Origin of the sequence: Streptomyces sp. LN549, from assembly GCF_043203805.1 — a bacterium.
Lineage (GTDB): Bacteria > Actinomycetota > Actinomycetes > Streptomycetales > Streptomycetaceae > Streptomyces.
In genome coordinates this window covers 1,468,079-1,487,018 of sequence record NZ_JAZHRI010000002.1, presented here as the reverse complement: position 1 = coordinate 1,487,018, position 18,940 = coordinate 1,468,079, and the positions used below count along the sequence as shown (strand labels likewise).

Genomic DNA, 18,940 nt, shown 5'->3' with positions numbered 1-18,940 from the left:
GACGCGGTGACTCACATCCAGACCTCCACGAGCGGCCCGGTCCTCGACAAGGACCTCGCCGCCGTGGAGCGGAGCGGCCCGGGACGCAAGACCCGCCCCGCACCGCGACCGCGGGGCCACCGCGAGAATCTGACCGGCTATCTCTTCATGTCGCCCTGGATCGCGGGCTTCCTGTTCCTGATCGCCGGCCCCATGGTGTTCTCGCTGTACCTCGCGTTCACCGACTACAACCTGTTCGACGCCCCGAAGTGGGTCGGCCTGAAGAACTTCACCGACATGTTCGCCGACCCCCGCTGGCGCCAGTCGGTCAAGGTGACCTCCTGGTACGTGGTGATCGGCACCCCGATCAAGCTGGCCGCCGCTCTCGCCGTGGCCATGCTGCTGGCCCAGAAGCGCTGGGGCCAGTCCTTCTACCGGGCCGCGTTCTACGCCCCGTCGCTGATCGGTGCGAGCGTCTCGGCCGCCATCGTCTGGCGCGCCCTCTTCTCCGACGACGCCGTCGTCGACCGCGGACAGCAGCTGTTCGGCATCGACGCCGGCGGCTGGATCGGCGACCCGCAGATGATCATCTACGCGCTGGTGGCCCTCACGGTCTGGCAGTTCGGCGCCCCGATGGTGATCTTCCTGGCGGGCCTCAAGCAGGTCCCCCGGGAGCTCTACGAGGCGGCGAACGTGGACGGGGCCGGTGCCTGGCGGAAGTTCTGGAACATCACCCTGCCGATGATCTCGCCGGTGCTGTTCTTCAACGTCCTGCTGGAGACCATCCACTCCTTCCAGATCTTCGGATCGGCCTACATCGTCAGCAACGGCAGCTGCGGCCCCGCCGACGCGACACTCGTCTACACCTGTTACCTGTACGACCAGGGCTTCGCGAACAGCCGGATGGGCTTCGCATCCGCCATGGCATGGCTGCTGCTCGTCGCCGTGGGCCTGGTCACCGCCGTGCTGTTCTGGTCCCAGAAGCGCTGGGTGCACTACGAGGAGGGGGGCCGATGACCCCGATGGACACCACAGCCACCGTACGACGCCGGCTCCCCGGCTCCCTCGCCTGGCACATCGGCGCGCTCGCCCTCCTCGTGGTGGTTCTCTACCCGGTGGTGTGGACGATCGGCGCCTCGTTCAAGCCGAGCGAGGACATCGTCGGCGCGCTGAACCTCTTCCCGACCGACCCGATAGCCGACAACTACCGGCGGCTCGCCGACGGCATCGCCGACATCCCGATCTGGAAGTTCTTCCTGAACTCGGCCTACGTCTCGGTCGGTTCGGTCATCGGAGTCGTACTCTCCTGCTCGCTCACGGCCTACGCCTTCACCAAGGTCCGCTTCGCCGGGCGCAACATCATGTTCGCCATCATGATCGGCACGCTGCTGCTCCCGTACCACGTACTGATCATTCCGCAGTACGTGATGTTCCAGAAGCTGGAGCTGATCAACACCTTCACTCCGCTGCTGATCGGCAAGTACCTCGCCACAGACGCGTTCTTCGTCTTCCTGATGGTCCAGTTCATGCGCGGACTGCCCAAGGAACTCGACGAGGCCGCCCGGCTGGATGGCTGCGGTCACCTGCGGATCTACTGGTCGATCGTGATGCCGCTGTGCCGGCCCGCGCTCATCACCAGCGCCATCTTCACCTTCATCCAGTCCTGGAACGACTTCATGGGCCCCCTGCTGTACCTCAACGAGCCGGACAAGTACACCGTCTCGATGGGGCTGCGGATGTTCATCGACCAGGACGCCGTCGCCGACTACGGCGGCATGATCGCGATGTCACTGGTGGCGCTGCTGCCGGTACTGGCCTTCTTCCTGGCCTTCCAGCGCTACCTCATCGACGGCATGGCCACCTCCGGCCTGAAGGGCTGAACACCCGTGGCGACGAAATCCGGAACCGTACCCAGGACCTCCTTCGTCCGGGAGCGATTCAGCGTCTTCTCCGAATGCCTGCTCACCGGCGTGTGGATCACCGTCGCCGCCCTGCCGCTCGTCACGTTCCCCGCGGCCTTCGCCGCGGGGAGCAGGCACCTGCGCCGGTATCTGGCCGGTGAGGCGGGCGGGGTACGGGAGTTCGCCGCCGATGTACGGGAGGCGTTCCGCGGCGGCTGGCGGATCTCCCTGCTGTGGTGGGCGGCGCTCGCGCTGCTCGCCTTCGACTGGCAGGTCGCCCGGTCCGGCCTGCTGCCGGGCGGCCGTCCGCTCATCGCCGTGAGCCTGCTCGGTCTGCCGGCCGTCGCCGTCTGGGGGCTGCGTACGGCCGCCGCCTGGCGGCCCGGCACCCCCTGGGCACAGACCGCGCGGGCCGCCGGGCGCCGGACCTTCACCGATCCGGCAGGATCACTGCTGCTCGTCGGCGGATTCGTCGCCCTGGCTCTCGCCGCCTGGCAGATTCCGCCGCTGGCCGCGCCCGCGCTCGGCTGTCTGGCCGCGGCCGCGGTCGCCGCCGACCGCCGCTGACCCGGCGGCCGGACCCACCTACCGGACCACTTCCCACCACGCGTCAGCGTGCGATCAGTCATGCCCATTCTCGCCACGAACTGGAGTCGTGATGTCCCCGATCCCCCGCCGCACCGTTCTCAAGGCCGCCGCCGTCGCCGGCGCGGCCACCCCCTTCTCCTGGGTGCTGAGCGACACCGCCCAGCAGGCCACCGCCGCCACCGCGAAGGCCGCCGAAGGCCCCGTCGAGATCGGCTGGCTGGAGGAGGACGGCCTCGGTGCCGCCCCCGGCTCCACCTTCGGTGTCCCGTGGGCCAAGGGCCGCTTCCCCGCCGACCAGAAGTTCGCCCTGGCGACCGCCGACGGCAAGGCCGTCCCCGTCCAGACCTGGGCCACCGCCAAATGGCCCGACGGATCCCTGAAGTGGACCGCCCACGCGGTCGGACCCGAGGCCGGCGGCGCCAAGAAGTTCACCCTCACCACCGGTGAACCCGCCACTGCTGCCGACAAGGTCACCGTCAAGAGCAGCGGCGGCTCGATCACCGTCTCCACCGGAGTGATCACCGCGAAGATCGGCAGGACCGGCTCCTCGCTCGTCACCTCTCTCACGCGAGGCTCCACCGAGATCGCCAAGGACGGCCGCCTCGTCCTGATCCGCCAGGGCGAGCTCGAGGACGGCGACCAGGGGCAGGAGAAGTACGAACGCTTCGAGAGCGCCATCAGCAAGACCGAGGTGGAGCAGAGCGGCCCCGTCCGCGCCGTCGTCCGCATCGACGGCAAGCACCGCCACGGCAACCGCTCCTGGCTCCCGTTCTCCGTCCGGCTCTACTTCTACGCGGGCGCCGAATCGTTCCGCATGATGCACACCGTCACCTTCGACGGCACCCAGGAACCCGGCAAGGCGAGCGGAGACTTCATCCGCGGCCTCGGTGTCCGCTTCACCGTCCCGATGCGCGACGAGACCTACGACCGCCACATCCGCATCGGCGGCGACGAGAGCGGCATGCTCCGCGAAGCCGTCAAGGGCATCACCGGACTGCGCCGCGACCCCGGAGCAGCCGTCCAGGCCGCCCAGTTCGAGGGCACGAAGCTGCCCGACCCGGCCACCTGGGACCAGCGCGTCACCACCCGTCTCCCGCTCATCCCCACCTGGGGCGACTACACACTCAGCCAGCTCTCCGCCGACGGCTTCTCACTGCGCAAGCGCACCAAGAAGGGCCACGGATGGATCGCCGCCGGCGGCGGCCGGCGCGCCTCCGGCTTCGGATACGTGGGCGGCGCGAGCGGCGGACTCTCCTTCGGGCTGCGCGACTTCTGGGAGAAGTTCCCCGCCCAGCTCGACATCCGCGGCGCCGACACCGACGCAGCCGAGGTCACCCTCTGGCTCTGGTCACCCGAAGCGGAACCGATGGACCTGCGCTTCTACCACGACGGCCTGGGCCAGGACACCTATGCCGAACAGCTCGAAGGCCTCAACATCACCTACGAGGACTACGAGCCCGGCTTCGGCACCCCGTACGGCATCGCCCGCACCAGCGAACTCGTCTTCTGGGCCAACGACTCCACCCCCAGCGCCGAGGCCCTCGCCCAGCAGACCCGCACCGTGCGCACCCTCCCGCAGCTCGTGGCCCCGACGGCCCAGCTCACCGGGGCGGGAGTCTTCGGCGGGCTCTTCTCCCCGGTCGACCGCTCCACCCCCGCCAAGGCGAAGATCGAGGACCACCTGGACTTCCTGTTCACGTACTACAAGGACCAGGTCGAGATGCGCCGCTGGTACGGCTTCTGGGACTACGGCGACATCATGCACTCGTACGACCCCGCCCGGCACCAGTGGCGCTACGACGTCGGCGGCTATGCCTGGGACAACTCCGAACTCTCGCCCGACCTCTGGCTCTGGTACGCCTACCTGCGCTCCGGACGCGCCGACATCTTCCGCTTCGCCGAGGCCATGACCCGCCACACCGGCGAGGTCGACGTCTACCACCTCGGCGACTGGGCCGGTCTCGGCACCCGCCACGGCGTCCAGCACTACGCGGACAGCGCCAAGCAGCAGCGCATCGCCAACACCACCTACCGGCGCTTCTACTACTTCCTCACCGCGGACGAACGCGTCGGTGACCTGATGCGCGCCAACGTCGACTCCGACGAGACCTTCCTCGGCCTCGACCCGCTCCGCAAGATCCGCACCGAGCCCTACACCCCGGACCGGCACGCCCTGTCCGTCGGCTTCGGCACCGACTGGAGCGGACTCGTCTCCGCGTGGCTCACCGAATGGGAGCGCGGCGGACCGCAGGCGGAGAAGGCCAGGGCCCGGGTGCTCGGCACCATGGAGACCATCGCCGCCCAGCCCAACGGATTCGTCCAGGGCAGCGGCCTCTACGACCTGGACACCGGGAAGTTCGCCGTCGCGACCGAACCCGTCGTCAGCGTCTCCCACCTGTCCGGCGTCTTCGGGCTCAACGAACTGTGCGCCGAACTCATCGGCCTGGTCGACATGCCGAAGTTCAAGGAGGCGTACCTCGACTACTGCCGGTACTTCAACGCCACCAAGGCCGAACAGACCGCCCGCTACGGCTCCGACTTCGGCAGCCTGCTCCTCTTCCAGGGCCACTCCCGGATGGACGCGTACGCCGCCGTGCAGACGGGCGACGAGAAGCTCGCCGCCCGTGCCTGGGAGAAGTTCTACAACAGTGACGGCTACAAGGAATCCGCCCCCTGGAAGACCGAGAAGGTGAGCGGCCCGGTCACCACCGTCCCGGGCAGCGAGGCCAACTGGGTCTACACCAACGACACCGCGCTGTACGGACTCGCCGCCATCGAGAACCTCGCACTGGTCGGCGACCGCATGCCGGCCTGAGGCCCGTGAGGGCGCCCCGGGCCGGCATGCGGTACGTCACCGCATCCGGCCCAGGGCTTCCCGCAGCCGCCGGGCATCACGCAGCCGCTTCTCGTACGTCGCCCCCACCGCCAGCAGCAGTACGCCGGCCAGCGCGGGTGCCACCCAGCGCGGCATCGCACCCACCACCTGCACCACATACGGCGCCAGCTCGTGCAGCGCGTCCAGCGCCAGCACCACGCCGCCCAGCACCAGCAGCGCCTGGAGCCGCAACCGCGCCCCCAGCAGAGTGATCACCAGCGCCGCCACCCCCAGCACCAGCGGCCGCAGCCAGTGCGGGTCGCCCCAGGCGGCGAAGAGTGCCGGTACCAGCGTCACCGCCAGGCCCGCCCCGTACGCAGTCCACGAGGACGCCGCGGGATCGCGACGACGGCGCAGCACACCGATCACGAGCGCCGGCACGGTCACCGGCAGCGTGTACGCCTCCGGGGACGACACCCCGGACGCGGACAGGCGCACCCAGGACGCCAGGACGAACAGCGCGGTCGCCGTGTACCCGGCCGCCTCCCGCCGCTCCGGGCGCAGCGCCGTACCCGCCGCCAGTACGCCGCAGAGGGCCAGCACCAGGGCCAGGAACGGCGGGTCACCCAGAGCCGCCACCACCGCGGCGAGGCCCACCGCCCCGCCGGTCAGTTCGAGCGGCAGCGCCACCGCGTGCCCCTTCAGCCGTGCACCCAGCCCGGCCGTCACCGCGGGGACGACGAGCAGCACGGGCGCGGCCTCGTACACCGCGAGGCCCATCGACGCACCGAACGCGACGGCGAGCACCGCGGCACAGACCACCGCCGCACACGCCACCACCGCCTGCACGGTCCCGAACACCGCAGAACGCGACGGGTCCTCAGGCGCGTCCAACGCCGTCGCAGCGCCGGCGAACATCAGCAAAAGTGCCCCGAACACCGCGTAGGTGGCCGGCTCCGCACCGAGCGACAGCAACGCCACGCCCACCGCACCGACCGACGCGCACACCCACGCGGTCACCGCCACACTCGTCATCCCGCGGCGCAACGCGCCCAACGCGAGGGTCAGGACCACCGCGACGAGCATCGACTGCAACGAAACAGCCGCCGTGTACGAGACGTTCAGCGCGGGCGGCAGCACCGTCAGCCCCGCCCAGCCGACCACCACCGCCCACGTCGCGGCGGCCGTCCGGCACACGGGACCGGGGGACAGCGCCGGACCTGCCCACCGCACCACGCCCTCCCACGACCGGTACGCAGCCCCGAGCGCCGCAGCCACCGTCAGCAGCACCACCGGGGCCGCAGCCATCTGCTGCCACGGCAGATCCGTGGCCCCCAGAGCTCCCCGGACCCCTCCGCCCGGCGTCCCCGACCACAGCCGGCCCAGCTGAGCCACCGGACCCACCAGCACCACCGCTACCGGGGTGGCCGAGTACAGCACCGACGCGGCCGTCACCGAGCCCGCCGCCCACACCAGCCCCCGCACGGCCGGACGCCCCAGCGGAGCCCGGACGCCCAGCAACAGCAGCCCGCCGCACACCAGATACACCGGAACCGCCCAGCCACCGGCCACCCCAGCGGCCAGGACGCCGCCCACCGCGGCGACAGCGGCCAGTCCGGCCACCAGACCTGCGGCCCCGGCGAGAGCCACCGGCGCCCGCCGGGCCCCCGCGAGAGCGATCACCGCACCGGCCAGAAGCAGCACCCCCGGCACCACCGCACCGGCCGGCCCCTCGGCCGACAGCGACTTCACCAGAGCCACCAGCAGCCCCGAACCACCGGTGACCCAGAGACCGGCACAGGCCGTGACCCGGACCGCAACTCCCTTGAACCACAGCGCGATCGCACAGTCCAGCGCCGCCGTCGCCAGCAGTGCGACGGCGAACACCAGGGCGTCCGCCTCCTCGGCCCACGCCCACAGCACCAGCGGCAGCTGCGCGCCGACCACAGCCAGGGGCAGCGGCAGCCGCAGGCGGTCCAGCAGCAGGCCGTAGGCCGCCCAGAGCACCGCCAGCACGGCCGAGGCGGCCGCCGCGTACCCGAGCGCGCCGGCCTCCGGGACCGCGACCCCGTGCAGGGCGTAGGCATCCAGCACCATCAGCACCGACGCCAGCGCCCCGATCGCCTCCGCCGTCGAGGACAGGCCCCGCCGCAGGAGCATCGCGGGCGCGGCCAGAGCCGCCACCGTGACCGCGGTCAGGACCGCCGAGCGGCCGCCGATCCCCATCTGACCCCAGCTGACCAGGGTGAAAGCGATCGCGGCGATCGTCAGCAGCAGTCCGCCGAGGATGAGCAGCACATTCTGCGCGCTACGGGTACGGACCGGGGGAACAGACGGCGCGAACGGCGGCGCGAAGGAGGCCGGAGCCCCGGCCCGAGCCCCGGCAGGGGTGTGAGGTGGCGGGTACTGCGGCGCGGCCGGCCCAGGACCGGGCGCCTGCAGCACGCTCAGCAGCCAGGTACGACGGGTCAGCAGCTGGGACCGGCGGAGATCGAGCCGGGCGAGCTCGCGGTCGAGGATGACCAGTTCCTCGGCGGGTGGCGGCACATGTTCCATGGAGGCGAGTGTGGTGCCGGCCACGCTACCGGGCATGCGCACGGGTACTCAGATCCCCGGCTGAGTATGCGCATCCTGGAGACATGAACTGGAGCCACTACCGATTTGTCAGTGTCTGGGACCTTCCCGCCCCGCCCGGCACCGTCTACGCACATCTCGAACGCGTCGAGCACTACCCGCAGTGGTGGCCCCAGGTCCGCGAGGTCACCCCCGTCGACGACGCCTCCGGAACCGCCCGGATCCGCTCCCTCCTCCCGTACGACCTCGTCATGACCATGCACGCGAACCGCCGCGACGTGCCCGGCGGCGTCCTCGAAGTGACGCTCACCGGCGACCTCGAAGGCTGGGCGCGCTGGACCGTCGTGCCGCACGGTGCCGGGAGCCGTGCCACGTACGAACAGGAGGTGGTGGTGCGCCGCGCGCTGATGCGGGTCCTCGCGGTGCCGGGACGGGCCGTGTTCCGGGCCAATCACACCCTGATGATGCGGGCCGGACGACGCGGTCTCGCGGCTCGGCTGGAAGCGGTTTGAACCACACCCGCCGAGCCCTGTATGGTTCAACCCGTTCCCGGGCGATTAGCTCAGTGGGAGAGCGCTTCGTTCACACCGAAGAGGTCACTGGTTCGAACCCAGTATCGCCCACCCCGGGAGAGGCCGGTCCGTCAGCGACACCGACGGACCGGCCTCTGCGTGTCCGGACGTGAACACCCGCACTCCGCTCACGCAGCGGCGCGCAGCTCCGGACGCAGTGGCCAGGCCGGATCCACCGTCTCCGGCGTGCCGCTCCTGGCGAACCAGGCCTGGAGGCCACGCGCCTGGGCGGCGTGCCACACCGCCTGGAGCGTGTGCAGCTCCGCCGGTGACAGCCGCTCCAGACGGGTGGAGAACCGCCGCCCCACCGCCCGGACCAGCTCCAGCGACGCAGCCGCATCGGCTGCCGCGTCATGCGCCCCGTCCAGCATCACCCCGTACAGCTCGCAGAGATCCGTGAGCGTGCGCCGGCCCTTGCGGTAGCGGTCCAGATGCTTGTCGATCACCCGCGGATCCAGCACGCACAGCGAGGTGTTCTCCAGATAGCCGGCGAGTGACGACGCCCGGTGCCGCCTCAGCTCCCGGTCCAGCAGCGTCAGATCGAACGGCGCGTTCATCACGACCAGCGGCCGGCCCGCCGCACTCTGCTCGGCCAGCGCCCTGGCTATCTCCTCGACCACCGGCGCGGGCCATCGCCCGTTGCGCTGCAGGTGGTCATCGGTCAGGCCATGGATCTCCGTCGCCCCCACGGGCACCGGAATTCCCGGATTCACCAGCCAGCGGGTGACACGCGGCCGCCCGCCGGCACTGTCCTGGACGACGAGCGCGGCCGAAACGATCCGGTCCTGCTCGACGTCCACTCCCGTCGTCTCTGTGTCGAAAGCGGCCAGCGGCCCCTCGTACCAATGAGTCATCCCCGAACTCCTCGCGCCCGAGCGGCAGATGGTGTGATTCCTCTGCCCGGTTCGGTGATACCCGCACCCTTTGCCTGATACGCCGTTTGAGGGCGGTCCTGTGCGGTGACAACACAGGTGACGGGGCTGGAAGTTGACACACCGCCGCGTCCGACCTGCTCATCGGCACAGCCCGGAAGGCATACGGAGCCATGGCGCTCGCGCAGCCCGACCCGAGTGGGCTGCTGCCCCAGCGGACCGAACCGCTGCGCGGCGCACTCGCCACCACCGCCTGCATGGAGACCCTCCAGGTGGGCTACTTGCACGCGGTCGCGGCCGCGGCGGGGTGCTCCCTGTCGCAGCCCTTCCCCGACAACGGCATCGACTGGCACGTCAGCCACGGCGCCCCCGGCCACGTCGTCGACGACGAGGTGACCATCAAGGTCCAGCTGAAATGCACCTACCAGATACCGGCCGGTCCGCCCGGCCCGACGTTCGCCTTCACGCTCGACAACGCCCACCTCGTGAAGCTCGCACGGACCCCCGTGTCCGTGCACAAGATCCTCGTCGTGATGCTCGTGCCCCGCAGCCAGGACGACTGGCTGCGGGCCGGACACGACCGCCTCGACCTGCGGCACTGCTGTTACTGGACCAACCTGGCCGGTCACGCCGTGACCGGCCGGCACCGGACCACCGTGCGGATCCCGACCTCGCGCATCTTCGACGACCGAGCGCTCTGCGAGATCATGACCCGTGTCGGGGCGGGAGGGAGACCCTGATGCACCGGCCGATGGACGAGTCCGTCAACGAAGTGTTCCCGTCAGCCGTCCGTCCCCACCCCGGTGAACAGGCGGGGCCCTGGCCCACCGGTTCACCGGCCGGCGGCCTCCCCGATCCTGCCCGCGTCGACCCCGCGGTCCTCGGCGTCCTGCTCGCCCGGCACGGCTGGCGGCGGCGCGGCGGTGCGGCCGGCCGCTACAGCCGCTGGACCCCGCCCGGCCCGCCCGGCGGCTCCACCAGCCTGCTCGTGCCCGACACCACCGCGTTCCCCGACAGCGAGGACCTGCTGGGGGAGGCACTGACCGCCCTGGCCCGCAGCGCCGCACCCTCCGCCCGCGAGGTCCTGGTCTCGCTCGCCGTCCCCAGTGACGAGATCCGCTGGTGGCGCGACGTGCCCGAACCGGCCGCCGGCGCCGCCAGCTGGACCGGGTCGGAGCAGTTGCACGGCGCGGCCCGGCAGATCCTGCTGGCCGGCGCACTCGCCGTCCGGGGCCGGGCCGGCTACCACGGCGCCCGCCACCGCCGGCGCGCCCTCGCGACGCTCGGCTCCGTCCTCATCGGCCCCGCACCGGGCGGCCGCGACCTCACGGCGTTCGTCCCCGTCGAGGCGGGCCGCCCCCTTGCCGTACGGCTCTACCACGCCCTGCACGCCGCCCGGGAGGCCGTCGACTACCAACGGGCCACCGGCGGCATGGAGGCCTTCGACACCGCCGTCGAGGCGGGCGTCAGCCGCGAACTGACCGAGGCGGTCATCGCGCTCGTCCGGGGCTCGGAGGGGGCCGGGATCGCACTGGACTGGGCGCCTGCCGCAGGAGCCCCCGAGGGCTGCCCGGCACGCCCCGAACCGGTCGAGTTCTCACCGGGCGACCTGCCGGCCCTGCGCCGGGCGGGCGCCCGCTACCTCCGGGAGGAGCCCGCGGTGGCGGTACGGATCACGGGCGCCGTCGTCCGCCTGCGCCGCTCGGGTCCGCGCGGGGCCGGAATCGTACGGCTGCGGGTCCTGGCGGGCGCCGAGGTGCCGCACGTACGGCTGGAGCTCGACGAGGAGGCCTACCGGATCGCCGGCCAGGCGCACCTGGTGGGGCTGCCGGTGCGGGTGGAGGGCAGGCTGGAGAGCCGGGGCGGTTTCCGGCGGCTGACCAGGGCCTCGCAGGTGGTTCCGGTACAGGTGGACGAGGAGGAACGGGACCGGCTGATGAAGTCGCTCCAGGAGAACGTCGACTATTTCGAGGAGGCGTGCACGGGGGAGTAGCGGGGCGGAGGCGGCCCATTTCGCTATGGGGGCCGTCGGCTCGGTACGATTCCCATTGCGTCCGCCATGGGAATGCGGGTGCGCCCCCTCAGTCAGGAGAGACCGGTGTCAGACGTCCGTGTGACCATCCAACGCGATTCCGAGCGGGAAGAGCGCGTGGTGACGACGGGCACTACGGCAGCCGAGCTCTTCCCCGGTGAGCGCACCGTCGTCGCCGCCCGCATCGCCGGTGAACTGAAGGACCTCGCGTACGTGCTCGCCGACGGCGAGACCGTCGAGCCCGTGCTGATCTCCTCCGAGGACGGCCTCAACATCCTGCGGCACTCCACCGCGCACGTGATGGCGCAGGCCGTGCAGGAGCTGCACCCCGAGGCCAAGCTGGGCATCGGCCCGCCGGTCAAGGACGGCTTCTACTACGACTTCGACGTCGAGAAGCCGTTCACGCCCGAGGACCTCAAGGCCATCGAGAAGAAGATGCAGGAGATCCAGAAGCGGGGCCAGAAGTTCTCCCGCCGGGTCGTGACGGACGAGGCGGCCCGCGAGGAGCTCGCCGACGAGCCGTACAAGCTGGAGCTCATCGGTATCAAGGGCTCCGCCTCCTCGGACGACGGAGCGGATGTCGAGGTGGGCGGCGGCGAGCTGACCATCTACGACAACCTCGACGCGAAGACCGGAGACCTGTGCTGGAAGGACCTCTGCCGCGGTCCCCACCTGCCGAGCACCCGCTTCATCCCCGCGTTCAAGCTGATGCGCAACGCCGCCGCCTACTGGCGCGGCAGCGAGAAGAACCCGATGCTCCAGCGCATCTACGGGACCGCCTGGCCGACCAAGGACGAGCTGAAGGCGCACCTGGAGTTCCTGGAGGAGGCCGCCAAGCGCGACCACCGCAAGCTCGGCAACGAGCTGGACCTCTTCTCCTTCCCGGACGAGATCGGCCCCGGCCTCGCGGTCTTCCACCCCAAGGGCGGCATCATCCGCCGGGCCATGGAGGACTACTCGCGGCGCCGCCACGAGGAGGAGGGCTACGAGTTCGTCTACAGCCCCCACGCCACCAAGGGCAAGCTCTTCGAGAAGTCCGGCCACCTGGACTGGTACGCCGACGGCATGTACCCGCCCATGCAGCTCGACGACGGGGTGGACTACTACCTCAAGCCGATGAACTGCCCGATGCACAACCTGATCTTCGACGCGCGCGGCCGCTCGTACCGTGAACTGCCGCTGCGTCTCTTCGAGTTCGGCACGGTGTACCGGTACGAGAAGTCGGGCGTCGTGCACGGCCTGACCCGCTCGCGCGGCTTCACGCAGGACGACGCACACATCTACTGCACCAAGGAGCAGATGGCGGAGGAGCTGGACCGGACGCTCACCTTCGTCCTGAACCTCCTCCGCGACTACGGTCTGACCGACTTCTACCTCGAGCTGTCCACCAAGGACCCGGAGAAGTTCGTCGGCTCGGACGAGGTCTGGGAGGAGGCCACCGAGACACTGCGTCTGGTCGCCGAGAAGCAGGGCCTCCCGCTGGTCCCGGACCCGGGCGGCGCCGCGTTCTACGGCCCGAAGATCTCGGTGCAGTGCAAGGACGCCATCGGCCGTACCTGGCAGATGTCGACCGTGCAGCTCGACTTCAACCTGCCGGAGCGCTTCGACCTGGAGTACACCGGCCCCGACGGCACCAAGCAGCGCCCGGTCATGATCCACCGCGCCCTGTTCGGATCCATCGAGCGCTTCTTCGCGGTGCTCCTCGAGCACTACGCGGGCGCGTTCCCGGTGTGGCTGGCGCCCGTCCAGGCGGTCGGCATCCCGATCGGCGACGCGCACATCCCGTACCTCCAGGAGTTCGCCGCCAAGGCCCGCAAGCAGGGGCTGCGGGTCGACGTGGACGCGTCGTCGGACCGGATGCAGAAGAAGATCCGCAACCAGCAGAAGGCCAAGGTGCCCTTCATGATCATCGCGGGCGACGAGGACATGGCCAACGGTGCCGTCTCGTTCCGCTACCGCGACGGTTCGCAGGAGAACGGCATCCCGGTCGAGGACGCCATCTCCAAGATCGCCAAGGCCGTCGAGGACCGCGTCCAGGTCTGATCCGTGCCCGGAAGGGGCCCCCGGTGAGCTACCCGCTCACCGGGGGCCCCTTCTCGTCCTCCCGCCGGAACACCTGGATCAGCCACGACGAGAACGAACCTGTCACCGCCCCCAGCAGCGCCAGCCCGCAGGCCATCAGCCCCGCCGCGACGACCCGGCCCCACGGTGTCACCGGCACGGCGTCCCCGTACCCCACCGTCGTGAGCGTCGCGCACGCCCACCAGACCGCGTCGCCGAAGGTCCGGATGGAGGCGCCCGGTGCGTCGTGCTCCTGGTGATACACCGCGAGGGACGCCGAGAAGCCGAGCAGCAGGGCCGTCAGGCCGGCGTACGACATCACCCGCGCATACAGGCTCAGCCGCGGTTCGTCGTGACGTTTCTGGATGGCTGTGTAGACCTTGACCAGCCGCAGTGGGCGCAGCAGCGGCAGGATGAGCACGATCGTGTCGAGCCAGCGGACCCGGACGAATCGGCGGCCCAGGCCGCTGAGCCGGATCCGTACGGCGTAGTCGACGAGGAAGAGCAGCCAGGTGGCGGCGACCAGGGCGAGGGCGAGGTCGTGCCACGGCTCGGCGTCGTCCGGGGCCAGGACGCGGACCGCGTAGCCGAGCAGGAAGAGCAGCGAGGCGGCGAAGAGCGGTACCTCGGTGCGTTGCTCCCAGAGGGTGAATGCGGGGGAGGGCCGGGCCGGGGTGCGGTCGCTCATCGGGCCAGCATCGCGCCGAGTGGACGGGATCGGCCCCGGCGACACGCTTCGCGTGGGGTACGCAATATGCTGATCGGCATGACGAGTGAGCCGGAGCAGCAGATCGGAGTGGGAACGCCCGATGCGTTCCAGCGCCTGTGGACGCCCCACCGGATGGCGTACATCCAGGGCGAGAACAAGCCGACCGGCCCGGAGGCCGGCGACGGCTGTCCGTTCTGCGAGATTCCCTCGAAGTCGGATGAGGACGGGCTCGTCGTCGCGCGCGGCGAGAAGGTCTACGCCGTGCTGAATCTGTATCCGTACAACGGCGGGCACCTGATGGTGGTGCCGTACCGGCATGTCGCGGACTACACCGAGCTGGACGGTCCTGAGACGGTGGAGCTCGCCGATTTCACCAAGCGGGCGATGACCGCGCTGCGGGCGGCGTCGGGGGCGCACGGTTTCAACATCGGGATGAACCAGGGTGCGGTGGCCGGTGCGGGTATCGCCGCGCATCTGCACCAGCATCTGGTGCCCCGCTGGGGTGGTGACACCAACTTCATGCCGGTGGTGGGTCACACCAAGGTGCTGCCGCAGCTGCTGGCCGACACGCGCGCGATGCTGGCCGACGCCTGGCCGCGCACCGTCTGATCCCGGCCCTTCTTCCCTCGTGCAGGGCGCCCCGGTTCTCCGGGGCGCCCTTTGCCGTTGGCCCTAGGGCGCCCCGTTTGAATCATGCCGGGCTCGCGGGGTTCAGACGAAAGGCCCTAGGCGTCGTAGATGTCGGCCTTGCGTGGGCTGGGGTCCTGGACGAGTCCGCTCAGTATCGACGAGCGGTTGTCGAAGCGCTCCGTGTCGACGCCGTTCTCCGCCAGGACCTTCATGGCGGCGCTGTGCACGACACGCAGGACGGGGGTGGCGGCGCGCATCGCGTCGTCGGCCATGAAGCGGTGGCGCCACGGCTTCTCGGCCCAGGCGTGCCGCAGCCCGAAGGGTTCAGGCAGGGCGATCTTGCCGCCGAGGTAGTCGAGGAGCGGCGGGTACCAGGTGAAGGGGGCGCGCAGGGCGAGGCGGACGACTTCCTTGGACTCGACCAGGGCCAGCGTGATGTCGCGGGTCTCCCAGAACCTGACGGTCTTGTTGACCGTCTTCTTCTTGGCCGCGGGCTTGCTGGTGAACAGGGAGTGGACCGGGCCGAGCGCGTGTCCGGTGACCTCGATGCGCAGGGTCTCGAAGAGCACCGTGACGGTGATCATCATGGTGATGACCAGCTGGCCGTCCCAGAGGGTGAACTGGACGCCCAGGTAGTGGCGGTCGCCGCCGCCGAACTGCTGGTGGTTGCAGATCCGCTGTATCTCATGGGGTTTGACCTGGAAGGTGGCGACGTCCTCGCCCTGGGGGCGGGACACCTCGTCTGCGTTCTCTCCGACGGGCGACACGATCCAGTGGGTGACCGAGGGCGTGGGGAAACCGCCGGTGTTCAGCGGGCCGCGCTCCAGCATCTTGAGCTGGTCGTGGATGACGCGTATCAGGTCCCAGCTGCGGAACTGGTGGAACTCCTTGCCGGGGTCCTTGGCGACGAGATCCTCGGCGAGCTGCCAGCTGCCCCAGCGGGTGCCCATGCCGAGGATGCCCTTGGGGCCGGCGTAGAAGACGGAGTTGGACTGCTGCTCGGCGGAGAGCTTCTCCAGGCCCTGGCGCAGCGCCTCGCGGGCCGTCTCGTTGGGGTTCTTCGGTACTGCTTCGGGGATCTTGGCGATGACGCCGCCGCCGGAGAGCAGTCCCTCCCAGCGGGCGCGCATGTCCTGGGCGGAGGCCTCGGCGATCCGTTTGGCGATCAGCCAGCCGATGACGGGGGCCACGATCATCGCTCGCAGATACAGCCCCAGGAGCCCGGTGAGGGGCATCTTGATCAGGAGGAACAGGGCGGCGATGCCGATGATGGGCAGCAGGGCGTTGCCGATGGCGGCGAGGCCCTTGTCCTTGGTGTTGGCGAGTCCGTCGCGCAGGCGGAACGCGATGACCCACAGCAGCATCCCGGGCAGGAAGGCGAAGCCGAACAGGACTGTCACGGCGGTGAGTTTGGTGTCGCGGGCCTTGCGGAGCCGGGTCGCTGACAGGCAGTGCTCGACGACCGTCTGGGGATCGCTGCCGAAGGACTGGATGAGGGCCTTCCGGGCGCCGCCCAGGGTGCGTTCCTGGACGGCGCGGGAGAAGGCCTCGCCGAGGTTGGGTTTGAAGTAGACGGACTTGAAGAGCTTGGAACGCCCTTCCTTCACTTCGGACTTGTGCCACTCGCTGTTGGCTTTGAGGATTTCCTCCACCGGGCTGTCGCGGTACGCGGCAGAGGCGAGGGCGTTGGTCGCCACCGCCGCACCTGCCGCCCCCTGGAGCGGAATCTGCGCTCCGGGAGAGAAATCGAATCCGTTGCTGGCCACTGTCGCCCCCACTCGCCGCCGAGGAACCGCTCCTGCGGCTGTTTCCCAACTGCCGGGCCCGGCACACTTTCTGAGCTGGGAGCACAGCGTATCGTCCGGATCGGTACGCCGTCCGGCCCTGTGGACAACGCTGCGCGGAAGAGGTCGTTATGCGCCTTTCGTTCCGTTCTCCCGCTGTTCGTGCAGGCGATCGGCGAGCTGTGGGGGCATGGCCTCGTGGCGGGTGTAGCTGCGGTCGAACCTGCCGGTTCCGTGGGACAGGGAGCGCAGGTCGACCGCGTAGCGGCCGATCTCCAGTTCCGGTACCTCGGCCCGCACAAGGGTGCGTCCGGCGCCGGACTGCACGGTGCCTGTCACCCGGCCGCGGCGGCCGGAGAGGTCGCTCATGACGGGGCCGACGTAGTCGTCGGGGACCAGGACGCGGACCTCGGCGACGGGTTCCAGGAGCTGGATGCGGGCGTCGGCTGCGGCCTCGCGCAGGGCCAGGGCGCCGGCGGTCTGGAACGCGGCGTCGGAGGAGTCCACGGAGTGGGACTTGCCGTCCCGCAAGGTCACGCGCACGTCGACCAGCGGATGTCCGGTGGCGACGCCGCGGGCGGCCTGGGCACGGATGCCCTTCTCGACGGACGGGACGAACTGGCGGGGCACCGATCCGCCGACGACCTTGTCGACGAATTCGATGCCCGAGCCCGGCGGCAGCGGCTCGACGTCGATCTCGCAGATGGCGTACTGCCCGTGGCCGCCGGACTGTTTGACGTGGCGGCCTCGTCCGGTGGACGGCCCGGCGAACGTCTCGCGCAGCGCGACGCGGTGGGGGACGGCGTCGACCTGTACGCCGTAACGGGTGCGCAGCCGGTCCAGTGCCACGTCCAGGTGAGCTTCCCCGAGGCACCACAGAACCACCTGGTGGGTGTCCTGGTTCTGTTCCAGGCGCATGGTCGGGTCCTCGGCGACGAGGCGTGCCAGCCCCTGGGAGAGCTTGTCCTCGTCGGCCTTGCTGTGTGCCTCGATGGCGAGGGGCAGCAGAGGGTCGGGCATGGTCCACGGTTCCATCAGCAGGGGGTGGTCCGGGGCGGACAGGGTGTCGCCGGTCTCGGCGGTGTCCAGCCGGGCGACGCAGGCGAGATCGCCGGCGATACAGGCGGTGAGGGGCCGCTGTTGCTTGCCGAAGGGGGAGGAGAGGGCTCCGACGCGGATCTCGGCCTCGTGGAGGGGCCGGGTCTCGTGTCCGGGGTCGTCGAGTCCATGGCCGGAAATGTGCACCGTGTCGTCGGGGCGCAGGGTGCCGGAGAAGACGCGGACGAGCGAGAGCCGGCCGACGTAGGGGTCGGAGGCCGTCTTGACGACTTCGGCGGCCAGGGGGCCCTGCGGGTCGCAGTCCAGGGCGGGGAGCGAGGCGCCGTGCAGGGTGGTGACGGCCGGCAGGGGGCGTTCGAGCGGGGTGGGGAAGCCGCCGGTGATCAGGTCGAGGAGTTCGACGGTGCCGATGCCCTGGCGGGCACCGCCGGTGGCGGGGGCGGCTGTGAGGACGGGGTGGAAGGTGCCGCGTGCGACGGCGCGTTCGAGGTCGTCGACGAGTGTCCTGATGTCGATGGCCGCGCCGCCGAGGTAGCGGTCCATCAGCGTCTCGTCCTCGCTCTCGGCGATGATCCCTTCGATCAGCCGGTTGCGCGCGTCGGCCAGCGGCGTCTGCTCGGACTCGGCGGGAGGATGTTCCCTCCGTTCGCCGCCGGAGTAGTCGAAGATCTGCTGGGTGAGCAGTCCCGTGAGTCCGGTCAGCGGGGCGTGTCCGTCCGCGGCCTCTGGGCCGTGCACCGGCAGGTAGAGCGGGAGCACGGCGTCGGGGTCGTCGCCGCCGAAGATCTCGCCGCAGATCCGGGTCATCGCGTCGAAGGAGGTGCGCGCCGTGTCCAGGTGGGTGACGACGATGGCGCGCGGCATGCCGACCGCCGCGCACTCCTCCCAGACGGCGCGGGTGGTGCCGGCGACGGCGCCGGCCTCCTGGGCGGCCGAGACGACGAAGAGGGCCGCGTCCGCCGCGCGCAGACCGGCCCTGAGTTCCCCGACGAAGTCGGCGTAGCCGGGGCTGTCCAGCAGGTTGATCTTGACTCCGTCCCATTCGACGGGGACGAGGGAGAGCGATACGGAGCGCTGTCGGCGCTGCTCGATCCCGTCGTGGTCGGAGACCGTGGTGCCGTCCTCGACCCGGCCTGCCCGGTTGACCGCGCCCGCGGTCTGTGCCATGGCCTCGACGAGGGTGGTCTTGCCGGAGCCGCTGTGGCCGACCAGCACCACGTTCCGGATGGCGGAGGGGTGGTCGGCCGTCGCTGCTCTTCCGGCGGCTCCGGTGTGCGTGTGTGCCTTGTCGCCCATGGCGCGTGCCTCCCGGGTGGTGGCGCCGGCAGGGGGCCCGCCGGCGCGGGGATGGGGAGCGGTTGCAC

General features: G+C 70.5%; 14 protein-coding genes and 1 tRNA gene. 10 read left to right on the top strand and 5 right to left on the bottom strand.

Features of this window, described 5'->3' with window-relative positions; translation table 11 throughout:
* Positions 1-6: 6 nt before the first annotated feature.
* The 4 genes from SH922_RS06580 (at position 7) to SH922_RS06565 (ending at position 5,283) form a co-directional block, all read left to right on the top strand.
* Positions 7-996: a carbohydrate ABC transporter permease gene (locus SH922_RS06580; RefSeq protein WP_393055779.1), complete on the top strand. Its 990-nt coding sequence runs from the start codon at positions 7-9 to the stop codon at positions 994-996.
* Entirely contained in the window at positions 993-1,859 is an 867-nt protein-coding gene (locus tag SH922_RS06575; RefSeq protein ID WP_393055776.1) for a carbohydrate ABC transporter permease, read from the top strand. Before SH922_RS06580 ends, SH922_RS06575 begins: the two co-directional genes overlap by 4 nt.
* A gap of 6 nt (positions 1,860-1,865) precedes the next feature.
* Positions 1,866-2,447, top strand: coding sequence for a hypothetical protein (locus tag SH922_RS06570; RefSeq protein WP_393055773.1), 582 nt, complete (start codon positions 1,866-1,868; stop codon positions 2,445-2,447).
* Positions 2,448-2,538: 91 nt separating this feature from the next.
* A complete protein-coding gene (locus tag SH922_RS06565) occupies positions 2,539-5,283 on the top strand; it encodes a Tat pathway signal sequence domain protein (protein ID WP_393055769.1) in 2,745 nt (914 codons plus the stop codon).
* A gap of 36 nt (positions 5,284-5,319) precedes the next feature.
* On the opposite strand, the gene SH922_RS06560 is transcribed toward SH922_RS06565, so the two are convergent.
* Entirely contained in the window at positions 5,320-7,839 is a 2,520-nt protein-coding gene (locus SH922_RS06560; RefSeq protein ID WP_393055766.1) for an SCO7613 C-terminal domain-containing membrane protein, read from the bottom strand.
* Positions 7,840-7,922: 83 nt separating this feature from the next.
* Between SH922_RS06560 and SH922_RS06555 the strand changes: the two genes are divergently transcribed.
* Both SH922_RS06555 and SH922_RS06550 read left to right on the top strand, forming a co-directional pair.
* Positions 7,923-8,369, top strand: coding sequence for an SRPBCC family protein (locus SH922_RS06555; RefSeq protein WP_393055763.1), 447 nt, complete (start codon positions 7,923-7,925; stop codon positions 8,367-8,369).
* A gap of 39 nt (positions 8,370-8,408) precedes the next feature.
* Positions 8,409-8,480: transfer RNA gene (locus SH922_RS06550), tRNA-Val, on the top strand.
* A 77-nt stretch (positions 8,481-8,557) separates the two neighbouring features.
* On the opposite strand, the gene SH922_RS06545 is transcribed toward SH922_RS06550, so the two are convergent.
* Positions 8,558-9,283, bottom strand: coding sequence for a 3'-5' exonuclease (locus tag SH922_RS06545; RefSeq protein WP_393055760.1), 726 nt, complete (start codon positions 9,281-9,283; stop codon positions 8,558-8,560).
* A 191-nt stretch (positions 9,284-9,474) separates the two neighbouring features.
* Here SH922_RS06545 and SH922_RS06540 point away from each other — a divergent pair, with 191 nt between their 5' ends.
* From SH922_RS06540 to thrS, 3 genes are all read left to right on the top strand, one after another.
* Positions 9,475-10,041, top strand: a complete 567-nt coding sequence (locus tag SH922_RS06540) for a DUF4365 domain-containing protein (RefSeq protein ID WP_393055757.1) — start codon at positions 9,475-9,477, stop codon at positions 10,039-10,041.
* Positions 10,041-11,294: a hypothetical protein gene (locus SH922_RS06535; RefSeq protein WP_393055754.1), complete on the top strand. Its 1,254-nt coding sequence runs from the start codon at positions 10,041-10,043 to the stop codon at positions 11,292-11,294. The genes SH922_RS06540 and SH922_RS06535 overlap by 1 nt, the downstream gene beginning before the upstream one ends.
* Before the next feature lie 105 nt (positions 11,295-11,399).
* Entirely contained in the window at positions 11,400-13,376 is a 1,977-nt protein-coding gene (gene thrS / locus SH922_RS06530) for a threonine--tRNA ligase (protein ID WP_393055751.1), read from the top strand.
* A 28-nt stretch (positions 13,377-13,404) separates the two neighbouring features.
* On the opposite strand, the gene SH922_RS06525 is transcribed toward thrS, so the two are convergent.
* Complete coding sequence (locus SH922_RS06525) at positions 13,405-14,082, bottom strand: potassium channel family protein (RefSeq protein ID WP_393055748.1); 678 nt, start codon at positions 14,080-14,082, stop codon at positions 13,405-13,407.
* Positions 14,083-14,148: 66 nt separating this feature from the next.
* Between SH922_RS06525 and SH922_RS06520 the strand changes: the two genes are divergently transcribed.
* Positions 14,149-14,712 carry an HIT domain-containing protein gene (locus SH922_RS06520; RefSeq protein WP_359084245.1) on the top strand — a complete coding sequence of 188 codons (564 nt, stop codon included), beginning with the start codon at positions 14,149-14,151 and terminating at the stop codon, positions 14,710-14,712.
* Between the two features lie 116 nt (positions 14,713-14,828).
* On the opposite strand, the gene SH922_RS06515 is transcribed toward SH922_RS06520, so the two are convergent.
* Both SH922_RS06515 and SH922_RS06510 read right to left on the bottom strand, forming a co-directional pair.
* A complete protein-coding gene (locus SH922_RS06515) occupies positions 14,829-16,499 on the bottom strand; it encodes a hypothetical protein (protein WP_393055744.1) in 1,671 nt (556 codons plus the stop codon).
* 147 nt (positions 16,500-16,646) lie between these two features.
* Complete coding sequence (locus tag SH922_RS06510) at positions 16,647-18,872, bottom strand: elongation factor G-like protein EF-G2 (protein ID WP_393055741.1); 2,226 nt, start codon at positions 18,870-18,872, stop codon at positions 16,647-16,649.
* Between the last annotated feature and the right edge of the window lie 68 nt (positions 18,873-18,940).